14 protein-coding genes are annotated in these 13,959 nt (G+C 73.7%); 9 read left to right on the forward strand and 5 right to left on the reverse strand.

Going from position 1 to position 13,959, the window contains the following annotated elements:
* Entirely contained in the window at positions 1-504 is a 504-nt protein-coding gene (locus G6N10_RS15610) for a phage holin family protein (protein WP_085094989.1), read from the reverse strand.
* A 150-nt stretch (positions 505-654) separates the two neighbouring features.
* Here G6N10_RS15610 and G6N10_RS15615 point away from each other — a divergent pair, with 150 nt between their 5' ends.
* Entirely contained in the window at positions 655-1,374 is a 720-nt protein-coding gene (locus tag G6N10_RS15615) for a S1 family peptidase (protein ID WP_085095102.1), read from the forward strand.
* 7 nt (positions 1,375-1,381) lie between these two features.
* Here G6N10_RS15615 and acs read toward each other — a convergent pair whose 3' ends face one another.
* Positions 1,382-3,346 (reverse strand): acetate--CoA ligase, encoded by a 1,965-nt coding sequence (gene acs, locus G6N10_RS15620; protein WP_085094987.1) that lies wholly within the window; start codon positions 3,344-3,346, stop codon positions 1,382-1,384.
* Between the two features lie 99 nt (positions 3,347-3,445).
* Here acs and G6N10_RS15625 point away from each other — a divergent pair, with 99 nt between their 5' ends.
* The gene (locus G6N10_RS15625) at positions 3,446-4,186 is read left to right on the forward strand and encodes a Fic family protein (RefSeq protein WP_085095100.1); all 741 of its coding nucleotides are present in this window, start codon (positions 3,446-3,448) and stop codon (positions 4,184-4,186) included.
* Between the two features lie 429 nt (positions 4,187-4,615).
* Here the strand turns inward: G6N10_RS15625 and G6N10_RS15630 are convergent, their stop codons facing one another.
* Positions 4,616-5,479: an HAD-IB family hydrolase gene (locus G6N10_RS15630; protein WP_085094985.1), complete on the reverse strand. Its 864-nt coding sequence runs from the start codon at positions 5,477-5,479 to the stop codon at positions 4,616-4,618.
* Between the two features lie 407 nt (positions 5,480-5,886).
* Between G6N10_RS15630 and ssd the strand changes: the two genes are divergently transcribed.
* From ssd to G6N10_RS20490, 7 genes are read left to right on the forward strand one after another with little or no spacing between them, the layout of a single operon-like run.
* Positions 5,887-6,948 carry a septum site-determining protein Ssd gene (ssd, locus tag G6N10_RS15635; protein WP_085094983.1) on the forward strand — a complete coding sequence of 354 codons (1,062 nt, stop codon included), beginning with the start codon at positions 5,887-5,889 and terminating at the stop codon, positions 6,946-6,948.
* Positions 6,945-8,108, forward strand: coding sequence for a TadA family conjugal transfer-associated ATPase (locus G6N10_RS15640; RefSeq protein ID WP_407663988.1), 1,164 nt, complete (start codon positions 6,945-6,947; stop codon positions 8,106-8,108). Before ssd ends, G6N10_RS15640 begins: the two co-directional genes overlap by 4 nt.
* Positions 8,105-8,881, forward strand: a complete 777-nt coding sequence (locus G6N10_RS15645; RefSeq protein WP_085094981.1) for a type II secretion system F family protein — start codon at positions 8,105-8,107, stop codon at positions 8,879-8,881. Before G6N10_RS15640 ends, G6N10_RS15645 begins: the two co-directional genes overlap by 4 nt.
* Positions 8,878-9,450, forward strand: a complete 573-nt coding sequence (locus G6N10_RS15650; RefSeq protein ID WP_085094979.1) for a type II secretion system F family protein — start codon at positions 8,878-8,880, stop codon at positions 9,448-9,450. Before G6N10_RS15645 ends, G6N10_RS15650 begins: the two co-directional genes overlap by 4 nt.
* A gap of 21 nt (positions 9,451-9,471) precedes the next feature.
* Complete coding sequence (locus G6N10_RS15655; RefSeq protein ID WP_085094977.1) at positions 9,472-9,687, forward strand: DUF4244 domain-containing protein; 216 nt, start codon at positions 9,472-9,474, stop codon at positions 9,685-9,687.
* 59 nt (positions 9,688-9,746) lie between these two features.
* On the forward strand, positions 9,747-10,022 hold the full coding sequence (locus G6N10_RS20485; RefSeq protein WP_234810514.1) for a TadE family type IV pilus minor pilin: 276 nt from the start codon (positions 9,747-9,749) through the stop codon (positions 10,020-10,022).
* Positions 10,023-10,050: 28 nt separating this feature from the next.
* Positions 10,051-10,377: an Rv3654c family TadE-like protein gene (locus G6N10_RS20490; protein WP_234810513.1), complete on the forward strand. Its 327-nt coding sequence runs from the start codon at positions 10,051-10,053 to the stop codon at positions 10,375-10,377.
* On the opposite strand, the gene G6N10_RS15665 is transcribed toward G6N10_RS20490, so the two are convergent.
* Both G6N10_RS15665 and G6N10_RS15670 read right to left on the reverse strand, forming a co-directional pair.
* On the reverse strand, positions 10,374-11,387 hold the full coding sequence (locus G6N10_RS15665; protein ID WP_085094972.1) for a PAS domain-containing protein: 1,014 nt from the start codon (positions 11,385-11,387) through the stop codon (positions 10,374-10,376). The two genes, G6N10_RS20490 and G6N10_RS15665, sit on opposite strands and share 4 nt — an antisense overlap.
* A gap of 140 nt (positions 11,388-11,527) precedes the next feature.
* On the reverse strand, positions 11,528-13,831 hold the full coding sequence (locus tag G6N10_RS15670; RefSeq protein WP_109750474.1) for a DNA 3'-5' helicase SftH: 2,304 nt from the start codon (positions 13,829-13,831) through the stop codon (positions 11,528-11,530).
* Positions 13,832-13,959 lie beyond the last annotated feature (128 nt).

Below are 13,959 nucleotides of genomic sequence, written 5' to 3' on the forward strand. Positions count from 1 at the left end.
TCACCAGCCGGACGGGTCGGTGGTCTTTTCCGGGACCGGGCGCGCAGTCGCGGCCCGGTCCCCGCCGGAGAACATCGCGCGGGCGTCCTGCACCGTCCCGATGGTCATCCGGGGCCCGCGGATGCGGCGAACCTTCAGGTAGGCCAGGAAGCCGAGCAGCGCGGCCAGGGCCAGCATGACCACGAAGACGATCAGGAACGCCGCCCAGCGCACCAGCCAGACGTCGAGGACCTCCACGGCCAGGAAGAAGCCGATGAACGAGGAGTACAGCAGCACCACGATCGCGGCGATGGCGAACCCGCTGCCGGCCACCCCGCGCTTCACGTCGCGGGTGATCTCGGTCTTGGCCAGCTCCACCTCGGCGCGCAGCAGGGTGGACACCTGGACGGTGGCTTCCTTGACCAGATCCCCGATCGAGGACTCGTCGGTGACCGCGTGCGGGTCCACCAGGGGGATGGACGTCACGGTCGCGGGTACGCCGTTGCGACGGTCAGCTTTGCTCACGGACGATCCTCCGGGGGTCGTGGCGGGTGCACCTTATGTTGCCATGCGGGCCGCGGTGGCACGAGCCCGGGAGTTCTCGCCGGTAGGCTGGTGCGGCGAAACACCTGCGGTCGTGGTCGGGAACTGCAGCCGTTGATCCGGGAGGTTGTGGTGCGGTCCGATTGGCGCAGGTTTGCCGGTGTGCGGATGCTCGTCGCGGGGTTGGGCGTTGTCGGGGCGGCGGTGCTGATGCCGCTGGCCGGCGGCGGGACCGCCGGCGCCGCGGAGAAGGTGGTGCTCGGCGGTGGCTCCGGCATCACCATCGACGGCGACGCGCACTGCACGCTGACCGCCATCGGCACCGACGTCCGCGGTGACCTGATCGGCTTCACCTCCGCGCACTGCGGCGGCCCGGGCGCGCTGGTCGCCCCGGAGTCCGACGAGGCCCTGGTGGTCGGCGAGATGGTGGCCGGCAACGAGGCGCTGGACTACGCCGTCATCCGCTTCGACCCGGCGCTGGTCACCCCCACCAACAACGTGGAGGGCTTCGTCATCGACGGACTCGGCCCGGACCCGGCGTTCGGGCAGGTGGCCTGCAAGCTCGGCCGCACCACCGGCCAGTCCTGCGGCGTGACGTGGGGTCCCGGACAGGATCCGGGCACCATCGTCAACCAGGTCTGCGGCGCGCCCGGGGATTCCGGGGCGCCGGTGACGGTCAACAACAAGCTGGTCGGGATGATCCACGGCGCCTACAGCGACGCGCTGCCGACCTGCGTGGTCAAGTTCATCCCGCTGCACACCCCGGCGGTGACGATGTCGTTCAACACCCAGCTGGCCGACATCACCGCGAAGAACCGCCCGGGCACCGGGTTCCGTCCGATCGGGACCTGACCGGGCGCTACTTGGCCGCCCGGATCGCCTCGAAGACGCTGGCGTCCAGCAGGGCCGAGGTGTCACCCAGCGGCCTGCCCTCGGCGACGTCGCGCAGCAGCCGCCGCATGATCTTGCCGCTGCGGGTCTTCGGCAGCTCGGGCACCACGTGGATCTCCCGCGGCTTGGCGATCGGCGAGATCTCCCGGGCCACCTCGGCGCGCAGTTCATGGACCATGTCGTCGCGGCCGAGCTCCTTGGCGTGCTCCTTGAGGATGACGAACGCGCAGATCGCCTGCCCGGTGGTGGCATCGGTGGCCCCGACGACGGCGGCCTCGGCCACCCCGGCGTGCCCGACCAGCGCGGACTCCACCTCGGCGGTGGAGATCCGGTGCCCGGAGACGTTCATCACGTCGTCGATCCGGCCGAGCACCCAGATTTCGCCGTCGCTGCCGTAGCGGGCGCCGTCGCCGGCGAAGTACCAGCCCTGCTCGGCGAACCGCGACCAGTAGGTCTCCACGAACCGATCCGGGTCGCCCCAGATGCCGCGCAGCATCGCCGGCCACGGCTTGTCCAGCACCAGGTAGCCGGTGGTGTGCTCACCGAAGTCCGGCGACGGCGCCAGCTCGTTGCCGTCGTCGTCGACGATCTTGGCCGAGATGCCCGGCAGCGCGCGCATCGCCGAGCCGGGCTTGCAGTGCGTGACGCCGGGCAGCGGGGCGATCATCGCCGCGCCGGTCTCGGTCTGCCACCAGGTGTCCACGATCGGGGTGTTGTCCTGGCCCATCACGTGCCGGTACCAGCGCCAGGCCTCCGGGTTGATCGGCTCGCCGACCGAGCCGAGCAGCCGCAGGCTGGACAGGTCGTGCTCGCGGACCAGCTCGCGGCCCCACCGCATGAAGGTGCGGATGACGGTCGGGGCGGTGTAGTAGATCGTGACGCCGTACTTGTCGATGACCTGGAAGTGCCGGTGCTCGTCGGGGGAGGCCGGGGTGCCCTCGTAGAGCACCTGGGTGGCGCCGTTGGCCAGCGGTCCGTAGACGATGTAGGTGTGCCCGGTGACCCAGCCGATGTCGGCGGTGCACCAGTAGACGTCGGTCTCGGGCTTCAGGTCGAACACGTAGTAATGCGTGTAGGCGGCCTGGGTGAGGAAGCCGGCCGAGCTGTGCACGACGCCCTTGGGCTTGCCGGTGGTGCCCGAGGTGTAGAGCAGGAACAGCGGGTGCTCGGAGTCGAAGGCCTGCGGGGTGTGCTCGTTGGAGACGGTGCTCATCGCCTCGTCCCACCACAGGTCGCGGCCCGCGGTCATCGGGGTGTCCATCCCGGTGCGGCGCACCACCAGCACGTGCTCGACGGTGTTGGCGTCGGGGTCCAGGCCCTCGAGGGCCTCGTCGACACCGGTCTTCAGCGGCACCGCCGCGCCGCGGCGGAACTGTCCGTCGGTGGTGATGACCATCTTCGCCTCGGCGTCCTCGATCCGGGCGCGCAGCGCGGTCGAGGAGTAGCCGGCGAACACCACCGAGTGCAGGGCGCCCACCCGCGCGCAGGCCAGCATGGCCACCACCGCCTCGGGGACCATCGGCATGTAGATCGCGACCCGGTCGCCCGCGGTGACGCCGAGGTCGGTCAGCACGTTGGCGGCCCGGCAGACCTCGTCCTTGAGCTCGGCGTAGGTCAGCGACCGGGCATCGCCGACGGGTTCGCCCTCCCAGTGAATGGCCACCCGGTCGCCGTGCCCGGCCAGCACATGCCGGTCCACGCAGTTGAAGGCGACGTTGAGCTTGCCGCCGCCGAACCACTTGGCGAACGGCGCCCCGGACCAGTCCAGCACCTCGGTGAAGGGGGTGTTCCAGCTCAAGCGATTGGCCTGGGTGGCCCAGAAGGCGAGCCGGTCCGCGTCGGCCTCGTCGTACATAGCCGCAGTCGCGTTGGCGCTTGCAGCGAACTCCGCCGAGGGCGGGAACAGTGGCAGCTCGGGTTGCGTCTCGGTCATTCCTGTGAGACTAGTCACCGAACGTTGCATTTCGGTTGCCAGTCACAGATTCCCGGCCGGAATCCGGCTGCGGCGGGTCCGCGAGTAGCGTTGGCCGCCGTGAGCACCGACCCGTTGGCCCCGTTGGCCCAGCTGCCCGGGGTGGCAGAGGCCGCCGACGCGGCCCGCGACGCGCTCGGTAAGGCGCACCGCCATCGCGCGAACCTGCGCGGCTGGCCGGTGACCGCGGCGGAGGCGTCGCTGCGGGCGGCGCGGGCCTCCTCGGTGCTCGACGGCGGCGCGCTCAAGCTCGACGAGGACTCCGCCGCCGACCCGGTGTTCGCCGGTGCGCTGCGGGTGACCCAGGCGCTGGAGGGTGGCGAGACCAACCTGATCGGGGTGTGGCGGCGGGCCCCGCTGCAGGCGCTGGCCCGGTTGCACATGCTGGCCGCGGCCGACCTGGTGCCGGAGGACGCGCTCGGCCGGCCCCGACTCGAGCCCGAGGTGTCGGCGCGGCTGGATCTGCTGTCCCGGTTGGTGACGGGCGGGTCGAAGGTACCCGCGCCGATCCTGGCGGCGGTCGCACACGGGGAGATGCTGGCGCTGGCCCCGTTCGGCAGCGCCGACGGCGTGGTGGCCCGCGCGGTCAGCCGGCTGGTGACGATCGCGACCGGCCTGGACCCGCACGGGCTCGGCGTGCCGGAGGTGTTCTGGATGCGCCGCCCGGGTGACTATCGCAGCGCGGCAGCGGACTTTGCCTCGGGCACCGAGCAGGGACTGCGCGACTGGATCCTGCTGAGCTGCCGGGCGATGCAGGACGGCGCCCGCGAGGCGCTGTCCATCGCGGACGCGAAGAAGTAGCCGGGCGCGAAACGTAAAAGCGGGCGGCGCCCCGAGGTGTCTCGGATCGCCGCCCGCTAGCACGGAGTACCGGTTACCAGGCGTGCTGGGTGGGTTGCGCGGGGTGGCCTCGGCGTTCTTGCGAGACGACCCATCGCGGCCCCACCCCTGGGGTCATATGCATGGATTCGTGATTCGCAGTTACGCAGGCCCGCAACACTTCTGCCCTGTCAGCGGCTATGGCTCCGCGTGGGTGCCGGGGTCCGTGCTGGGTAGTCCGGGTCGGGAGGCGGAACCTTCTCTTCTGGTTCGGTCTTGGCCTTCCCGGTCTGCCGTGCCTCCTTTGTACTACGTGACGGCCGTCACAGCAAGCACCAAACCGCGCAATGTGCCAAATCCGTTATCCGCGTCCCGATTTCGGCGCCGCCGGGCGCGTTCGGTCGGTGGCGCTCAGTCGGTCGCGCCGGGGCGGTGCAGCAGCGTGTAGGCGGCCGCGCCGGCGGCCAGCGCGCTGATCGCGACGGCGGCCGTCGTCGCCACCGCCGCCGTCGACGGGGCCGGCAGCCGGTCCCGCAGCGACACCGAGTTGGTGAACGTCCGCACCGGCCAGTCCCGGGCGGCGGCCTCCTTGCGCAGCGCCCGGTCCGGGTTGACCACGGTCGGGTGGCCGACCTCGGAGAGCATCGGCAGGTCGGTGATCGAGTCGGAGTAGGCGTAGCAGTGCTCCAGCTGGTAGCCCTCCAGCTCGGCCAACTCCCGGATCGCCTCGGCCTTGGTCTCGCCGTAGCAGTAGAACGCGATTTCGCCGGTGTATTTGCCGTCCTGCTCGACCATTGTGGTGGCCATTGCGTGGGTGGCGCCCAGCGCCTTGGCGATCGGGGCGACCACCTCGTCGCCGGAGGTGGACACGATCACCACGTCGCGTCCGCACAGTCGGTGCGCGGCGATCAGGTCGGCGGCCTCGGCGAAGATCAGCGGAGTCACCACGTCGTGCAGGGTCTCGCTGACCACCGCTTTGACCTGCTCGACATCCCAGCCCGTGCACATAGCGGTGACGAACGAGCGCATGCCCTCCATCTGGTCATGATCGGCGCCCGACATGAGAAATAGAAATTGCGCATAGCTGGATTTGAGAACGGCGCGCCTATTCAGCAGTCCTTGATTAAAAAAGTGTTTGCTAAACGCGAAGACGCTGGATTTTGCGATGACCGTCTTGTCGAGATCGAAGAACGCGGCGGCGCGGACGGGGCCGGTCGTAGAGAGGGCATCGTCGCCGTTCGCGGCGGGTCCGGGAGCGGCTTCGGTGGCGGGCACGAGTCAAGGATAGGCACATCGCCGCCGCGTACCGTCATGGCCTGCAAAATGGCAGTTCGCACCATGTGTCAGAGACTGAAAAAATGCACTCTATGTCGAAAGTTCGTGCCATTCGGACACTTGCACATCATGCACTTTCGGTGTGTATAGTAGGCATTACCCGGCTTACGCTGGGGGTGTTTCAGCCCGACCCCCCGGGGCTGAAATACGACGACCTCCGCCTCCTCCCCCCCTGGCGGGGGTCGTCCCTTTTCTGGGGGAAGTTCGCTGAGGCGCAGCCCCGAATCTTCTTGGCTTTTTCTCAGGTTTATTTGTCGGCCCGGATATTCGTCCCCAAACGCAAATCCATCCCCAGCCGTGCCGCGACGACCGGCACCCGATGACCCGCGGGCCGCACGCTGGCAGACATGCCCGCCGCCGGAATCCTCAGCATCCTCGCCGGAGCCGACCTGTCCGGCGATCTGGACCGGGTGGCGGCCGCCGCCGGGCTGCGCATCGCGCACCAATCCCGCACCTTGGGCCTGGACCGACGGGCCTGGGACGCGGCGACGGTCATCGTCGTCGACGCCGACGGGGCCCGGCGCGCCGCGGCCCGCGGGATGCCCCGGCGCCCCGGCATCGTCGTGGCCTGTGCCGCGGTCCCCGGCGAACCGGACTACCGGGCCGCGGTGTCCGTCGGCGCCCAGCAGGTGCTGCGCATCCCGGCCGAGGACACCACCCTGCTGCGGGTCATCGCCGACGCGGTGCGCGCCGCGCCGCGGTCGGCGGCCACCGGCGCGGTGCTGGCCGTCGTCTCCGGGCACGGCGGCGCCGGCGGGTCGCTGTTCGCGACCGCGCTGGCCCACGGTGCGGGCACCGCGCTGCTGGTCGACCTGGATCGGCACGGTCCCGGCATCGACCTGATGCTCGGGAGGGAGAACCAGAGCGGCCTGCGCTGGCCGGACATCGTCGTGCAGGAGGGCGGCCTGGACTGGGACGCGGTGCGCGCCGCGCTGCCCGGTGACGACGGGGTCAGCGTGCTCTCGCACCGCCGCGGCTCCGAGAAGGAGATCCCGCCGGGGGCGGTGTCCGCCGTGCTCGAGGCGGGATCGCGCGGCGGAGCGACGGTGATCTGCGATGTGCCGCGCTGGCCCGGCCCGGCCGGCCGGGCCGCGCTGGCCGCCGCCGATCTGGTCGTGGTGCTCGGCCAGGCCACCGTCGGCGGTGCCGCCGGCAGCGCCGCCACCGCGCGGGCGATGCGGGCCGGCAACCCGAACGTCGGCCTGGTGGTCCGCGGCCCCGCCCCCGGCGGACTGCGCGCCGAGGACGTCGCCGCGGCCGCGGGCGTCCCGCTGCTGGCGGGCATGCGCCCCGAACCGAAGGCGGCGCAACGGCTGGAACGCGGCGCGCTGCGGCCGCGGCCCGGCGGGCCGCTGGGCCGGGCCGCCGCCGCGGTGCTCACCGCCGTGACGCGAGCGAGCTCACCATGACCGCCGCGCAGCTGGCGGCGCCGCTGATCGACCGGGTCCGGGAGCGACTGGCCGCCGAGCCCGGGCCGCTACGCCCGGCCGTCGTCGCCGCCGCCATCCGGGCGGAGTCCGGCGGTGTGCTCGGCGACACCGAGGTGCTCGCCGGGCTGCGGCTGCTGCAGACCGAACTCACCGGGGCCGGGCCGCTGGACCCGCTACTGGCCCGCCCCGGCGTCACCGACGTGCTGGTCAGCGGACCCGACTCGGTGTGGGTCGACGACGGAAACGGCTTGGCGCGCAGCACAATCCGATTTGACGACGAGGCCGCGGTGCGCCGGTTGGCACAGCGGCTGGCGCTGGCCGCCGGTAAGCGCCTCGACGACGCCCAGCCCTGGGTCGACGGCCTGCTGACCGGCTGCGGTCGCCACCCCGTCCGGCTGCACGCCGTGCTCCCGCCGATCGCCACCGACGGCACCGCGATCTCGCTGCGGGTGCTGCGCCCGGCCGAGCAGAGCCTGGCCGCGCTGGTCGCCGCCGGCTCCATCGCCGCGCCGGCGGCCGCGCTGCTGGGCCGGGTGATCCGGGCCCGGCTGGCGCTGGTCGTCACCGGCGGGACCGGGGCGGGCAAGACCACGCTGCTGGCCGCGCTGCTGGCCGAGGTGCCCCCGGGCGAGCGGATCGTCTGCGTCGAGGACGCCGCCGAGCTGGCCCCGCCGCACCCGCACCTGGTCCGGCTGGTCGCCCGCGGCCCCAACATCGAGGGCGCCGGCGAGATCACCGTCCGGCAACTGGTGCGCCAGGCGCTGCGGATGCGCCCGGACCGGATCGTGGTCGGCGAAGTCCGCGGCGCCGAGGTCGTGGACCTGCTGGGCGCACTGAACACCGGGCACGACGGCGGCGCGGGCACCGTGCACGCCAACAGCCCCGCCGAACTGCCCGCCCGGCTGGAGGCGCTCGCGGCGCTCGGCGGCCTGGACCGCGCCGCCCTGCACAGCCAGCTGGCCGCCGCGATCCGGGTGGTGGTGCACCTGGGCCGCGATCGCGCGGGCCGGCGCCGGCTGACCGAGATCGCGGTGCTGCGGCCGGACGGCGGCATCGCCACCGCCTGGCACGTCGAACGCGGCCGCGGCCCGGGCGCCGACCACCTCGACGCGCTGATCCGCGCCGGGGAACCGCGATGATCACGGCCCTGCCGGCCGCCGCGCTGCTGGTTGCCGCGCTGCTGATCGCACCCGGCCCACCGCGGCACCGGCTGGGCCTGTCGCCGCGGTCTCCGCGGCGGCCGCCCGCCCTGGCGTTTGCCGCGCCGCTGCTGGCCGCCGCGCTGGTCTCCCCGGCGCTGCCACCGGCGATCGCGCTGCTCGGCGCGACCGCCTGGGCCCGGCGCCGCGCCGCCCGCCGGCGCCGCGACGCCGAGGCCGAGGCGCGCGCGCTGGCCGACGCGCTGGAGATGATGGTCGCCGAACTGCGGGTCGGCGCGCACCCGGTGCACGCCCTGGCGCTGGCGGCCGAGGAGACCGGCGGCCCCGCCGGTGCCGCGCTGAGCGCCGTCACCGCGGCGGCCCGGCTCGGCGGTGCGGTGCCCGCGGCGCTGGCCGCCGCCGCGGACCGCTCCGCGCTGCCCGGGCACTGGCACCGGCTGGCGGTGGCCTGGCGGCTGGCCGGCGAGCACGGCCTGGCGATCGCGGAGGTGCTCGCCGCGGCCCACCGCGACGTGCAGGAACGCCGCCGCTACGCCGACGAGGTGGCGGCCGGGCTGGCCGGCGCCCGGGCCACCACCGCGATCCTGGCCGGGCTGCCCGGGCTGGGCCTGCTGCTCGGGCATGCGCTGGGCGCCGACCCGTTGGCCTTCCTGACCGGCCCCGGCGGCGGATGCCTGCTGCTGGGCACCGGATTCCTGACGGCCGGGCTGCTGTGGGCCGGCCGGATCACCGATCGGCTGACCCGGCCATGACCGGCGCCGCGGTCCTGCTCGCCGCCGCGCTGCTGGCCTGGCCCGGCCCGCCGCGGCACCGGGTCGGGCCGGACCGGCGCCCGATCGGCCGCCCGGCGCGCGGCGCGCGGCGATCCGATCCCCTGGCGCTGGCCGCGGCGTTCGACGTGCTGGCGGTCTGCCTGCGCGCCGGCATGCCGGTGCCTGCCGCCGCCCGGGCCGCGTCCGCCGCCGCGCCGCCGGAGCTGGCCGGGCTGCTGCGCGGCGCCGCCGACCTGCTGGCCCTTGGCGCGGACCCCGCCCGGGCCTGGGCCGCACCGACCGGGCGCATCGAGCCGAGCTGCGCGGACCTGCTGCGGCTGGCCCGTCGCTCGGCGTCCTCGGGCACCGCGCTGGCCCAGGGCGTCACCGAACTCGCCGACCGGGTCCGCCAGGACGCCCGGCACCGCGGCGCGGCCGCCGCCGAGCGGGCCGGGGTGCTCATCGCCGGCCCGCTCGGGCTGTGCTTCCTGCCGGCGTTCGTCTGCCTCGGCATCGTCCCGGTGATCGCCGGGCTGGCCGGCCGGGTACTCGGCTCGGGAGTGTTGTGAAACCGCGAAGGGAGAACACAGATGAGGAAACGACGCAAAAGCCATTTGGGTCAACGGCTTTCGGCTCGGACCTGGGCGCTGGCCGCCGACGAGGCGGGCATGAGCACCGTCGAATACGCGATCGGCACCATCGCCGCGGCCGCCTTCGGGGCGATCCTCTACACCGTGGTGACCGGGGATTCGGTGGTCGCGGCGCTGACCGGGATCATCGGCCGGGCGCTGAGCACCCGGAGCTGACCGATGACCGCGGCGCGGGCACCGTCGAGGCGGCGCTGGCGATCGCCGCGCTGGTCACCGTGCTGGTGCTGGCGGTGGCCGGGCTCGGCGCGCTCTCGGCGCAGGTCCGCTGCGTCGACGCCGCCCGGGAGGCGGCCCGGCTGGCCGCCCGCGGCGACACCGACGGCGCGCTGTCCGCCGCCGCGGCCGTCGCCCCGCGCGGGGCCACCATCCGGATCGAGCCGGCCGGGGACACCGTCCGGGCCCGGGTCCAGGTGCCGGTGCCGCTGCTGCCGGGCCTGGCCGTCACCGCGACCGCGCTGGCGGCGGCCGAACCGGGATCGCGGCGGGGGTGACCGCGGCGCGGCGACCGTGCTGGCGGCGGTGCTGGTTGTCGTGCTGGTCACGGTGACCGGGTTCGCGGCGTGGCTGGGGGCCGCCGTCGTCGCCCGGCACCGGGCCCAGTCCGCCGCCGACCTGGCCGCGCTGGCCGCCGCCGCGGCGCTGCCCGCCGGCGCCGACGCGGCCTGCCGCCGGGCCCGCCGGGTGGCCGCCGGGGCGGTCGTCACCGACTGCCGCGTCGAGGGCCTGGACCTGGTGGTGGTCGTTGAGGTCGGTGTTCCGGTGCGGCTGCCCGGCCTGGCGCCGGCCACCGCCCGCGCGGCGGCCCGCGCCGGACCGGTCGCCGAGAACTCACCGGCCGACAGCTAGCCCGACGTCCGGGCCCGATCGTCTTCGGCCAGTTCGCATTCGGTGGCCCGCCGCATCGCCATCAGACCGGTGAACACGCCGGGCTCCAGCTCGATCCGGTTGATGGTGATGTGCACCGGAACCCAGTCGGATTCGGTGTGCGACAACCGCACGATCCGGGACGCACCGCCCGGATCGAACTCGGCGGGCATGCTCTGCAGCCGCTCCAGGTCGTCGGGGTGCACCGAGTCGGCGCGCCAGTCGTAGTAGGGCGACGGTTCGTCGAGCCACTTCAGCAGTGCCCAATTCCTCAGGTCGACCAGCGCCCGGTAGGTGCCCGGCGTCGCCAAGCCCTCCAGGATCCGCTGCGCCAGCGAATCCGGTTCCACCACACCGCTTTCCCGCTCACTGACCCAGTTCATCCCGCGCAGCAGCACGTGCTCGGTGCCGTCGTCGGCCTCCTCCACCACCACCCGGGCGACGAACGAACCGGTCAGCGGGCTGCCGTCGGCGGCGACGAGGTCCCAGGTCTCGTAAATGGTGTCGTCGGGCTCCCGGCGCAGCGCCAGCGCCAGCAGCTTGGCCTCGCCGGTTCGCAGGGCGCCGGCGGACAGATCGCTGGCGAAGGACCGGCCGTGCACCGGCGCGTTCTCCGGATCCTCGCCGCGGTTGATCAGCGCCTGCGGACTGTCGGTCGCCTCCCCGATGGTCAGATCCCAGGTGATCGGGCCGGGCAGCGGACGCTCCGGCGGCTCCTCGTCGGCCGGGCCGATCCACACGTGCACGCCGTGCACCCGGCCGTCGGTCATCGTCACCGGCTCGGTGCGGATGACCCGCTTCTGCTTGGGGGTCAGGCTGGCCAGTCCGGCGTTGTTGGCGACGGTCTCGGCGACGGCGGTCTGGATCGCCGACAGGTACGGGCTGCGGCGCAGGTAGCTGCTGATCGGAACCAGGTCCTTGGCGAACTTGCCCGCCGCGACGACGACGGGTTCGCTGCCCAGGGTCTCAAGCAGCAACCACTCTTGGTGCATACCGAGGATCTTAGCGGCGCGGGCCCGCCGATCGTGCCGTCAGCTGGCGGCGGCCGGGCATCGGTCCAGCTCGGCCGGCACCGGATCGCCGCCCGGCCGAGGTGGGCTTGGCCACCGCGGGCCGCCGCGGGTGACCCGGGTCATAGCGTGCGCCCGATCCGATCCAGCACCAGCCGCAGCACCGCCACCGCCCCGGCCTTGTCCAGCGGGTCGTTGCCGTTGCCGCACTTGGGCGATTGCACGCAGGACGGGCAGCCCGCCGGGCATTCACACGCCTCGATCGCCGCCGCGGTGGCGCCCAGCCACACCGCGGCCTGCCGGTAGCCCTGCTCGGCGAAGCCCGCCCCGCCGGGATGCCCGTCGTAGACGAACACCGTGGGCAGCCCGTCGACCGGGCCGATCGCGGTGGACAGCCCGCCGATGTCGCCGCGGTCGCAGCTGGCCACCAGCGGCAGCAGCCCGATCGCGGCGTGCTCGGCGGCGTGCAGCGCCCCCGGGATGCGCAGCGCGTCGACGCCGGCGGCGGCCAGCGCCTCGACGGTGATGGTGTACATCGCCGCGACGGTCGGCAGCGTCTGGCTGGGCATGTCCAGCTCGACGAAGTCCAGCACCTCGCCGCCGGAGCGCCGGCGCAGGAACCCGGTCACCTGGTGTTCGACGGTCACCGGCACCACCCCGAGGGTGACGTCGTCGAGGATCCGCTGCTCGCCGGCCCCGGTGACGGCGATGTCGACGCGTTCCCGCGACGACGTGCGGTAGCCGGGATCCTCGGCGTGCACGAACGCCACGCCGTCGGCGAAGTCCAGCGCGTCCACCAGGTACGTCTCGCCCTGATGCAGGTACACCGCGCCGGGATGCACGCTGGCCGGTGCCTGGCCGACCCCGGTGCTGCCGAGCACCCGTCCGGTGCCGGTCTCCAGGATCGCGATCTGCCCGCCGGAGGAGCCGCGAATGTCGACGCCGGGGTGCGGGTCGGGGCCCGGGGTGGGGAAGTACCGCCCGGCGCGGTGCCGCAGCAGCCCGTCGTCGATCAGGTCGTCGACCACCGGCTCGGCGTCCCAGTCCCGGACTTCGGCCTCGGTCAGCGGCAGTTCGGTTGCCGCGCAGAGCAATTGGGGCCCCAGCACGTACGGGTTGGCCGGGTCGATGACCACCCGCTCGACCGGCTTGTCCAGCAGCGCCTCGGGGTGGTGCACCAGGTAGGTGTCCAGCGGGTCGTCGCGGGCCACCAGCACGATGAGCGCGCCCTGCCCGCGCCGGCCGGACCGGCCGGCCTGCTGCCAGAACGACGCGACGGTGCCGGGGAAGCCGGCCAGCACGACGGCGTCCAGCCCGGACACGTCGATGCCGAGCTCCAGGGCGTTGGTGGTGGCCAGCCCGCGCAGCGTGCCGTCGGCCAGCGCCCGTTCCAGCGCGCGACGGTCCTCGGCCAGGTAGCCGGCCCGGTAGGAGGCCACCGTGTCGACCAGGCCCGGGGCGATCTCGGCGAGCCGGGCCCGGGCGCCCAGCGCGGTCAGCTCGGCGCCGTGCCGGGACCGGACGAAGGTCAGGGTGCGCGCGCCCTCGGCGACCAGCCCGGCCATCACGGTGGCGGCCTCGGCGCCGGCCGAGCGGCGCACCGGCGCGCCCTGCTCGCCGGTGACGTCGGTGCGCAGCGGCGGTTCCCACAGCGCGACGGTCCGGGTGCCGTGCGGGGAGCCGTCGACGCTGACCTCCTCGACCCGCTGCCCGATCAGCTCGGCGGCGGTCTGCCCGGGCGCGGCGGTGGTGGCGCTGGCGAAGATCACCGTCGGGTCGGCGCCGTAGCGGGCCGCCAGCCGCAGCAGCCGGCGCAGCACCATCGCCACGTTGGAGCCGAAAATGCCGCGGTAGTAGTGGCATTCGTCGACGACGAGGTAGCGTAGGCCGCGCAGGAACACCGACCAGCGGGCGTGGTTGCGCAGCAGCGACAGGTGGATCATGTCCGGGTTGGAGAAGATCCACCGGGACCGGTCCCGGGCGAACCGGCGGATCTCGGCGGCGGTGTCGCCGTCGTAGGCGCTCGGTGCGACATCGGTGAGCCCGGCCGCCCCGGCCAGGGCGTGCGCGACGGCCAGCTGGTCGTGCCCGAGCGCCTTGGTCGGCGCCAGGTACAGCGCCCGGGCCCGCGGCTCGGTGGCCAGCGCGGACAGGATCGGCAGCTGATAGGCCAGCGACTTGCCCGAGGCGGTGCCGGTCGAGATCACCAGGTGGCTGCCGCGGTGGGCCAGGTCGGCGGCGCGGGCCTGGTGCGACCAGGGCGCGGTGATGCCGCGGCCGGCGAACGCCGCCGCGACGTTCGGGGGCACCCAGGCCGGCCAGTCCGCCGGCACGCCGGCGGTCGCCGGGAGCTGCGCGACGTGCCGCACCGGGTCGCCCTCGGCGTCGCCGACCAGGGGTGCCAGCAGCTCGCTGCCGAAGTTCACGGTCACATCCGGAATTGTTCACCAGATTGTTTCGGCAGGGCTGTCGCGGTGCTTCCGGACGTGATTGGATGAGGGCGGTCGCAGCTTCTGTGTGGTGTCAAAACTTTCGCAGGATCGACGTTGCGGTC

Source organism: Mycolicibacterium fallax, from assembly GCF_010726955.1.
GTDB classification, from domain to species: Bacteria; Actinomycetota; Actinomycetes; order Mycobacteriales; family Mycobacteriaceae; genus Mycobacterium; species Mycobacterium fallax.

Bases quoted from the DNA above. Each gene is read 5' to 3' on its own strand.
- acs (WP_085094987.1), bottom strand. From the start codon at position 3,346: ATGACCGAGACGCAACCCGAGCTGCCACTGTTCCCGCCCTCGGCGGAG.
- ssd (WP_085094983.1), top strand. From the start codon at position 5,887: ATGCCCGCCGCCGGAATCCTCAGCATCCTCGCCGGAGCCGACCTGTCC.
- G6N10_RS15640 (WP_407663988.1), top strand. From the start codon at position 6,945: ATGACCGCCGCGCAGCTGGCGGCGCCGCTGATCGACCGGGTCCGGGAG.
- G6N10_RS15645 (WP_085094981.1), top strand. From the start codon at position 8,105: ATGATCACGGCCCTGCCGGCCGCCGCGCTGCTGGTTGCCGCGCTGCTG.
- G6N10_RS15650 (WP_085094979.1), top strand. From the start codon at position 8,878: ATGACCGGCGCCGCGGTCCTGCTCGCCGCCGCGCTGCTGGCCTGGCCC.
- G6N10_RS15655 (WP_085094977.1), top strand. From the start codon at position 9,472: ATGAGGAAACGACGCAAAAGCCATTTGGGTCAACGGCTTTCGGCTCGG.
- G6N10_RS15665 (WP_085094972.1), bottom strand. From the start codon at position 11,387: ATGCACCAAGAGTGGTTGCTGCTTGAGACCCTGGGCAGCGAACCCGTC.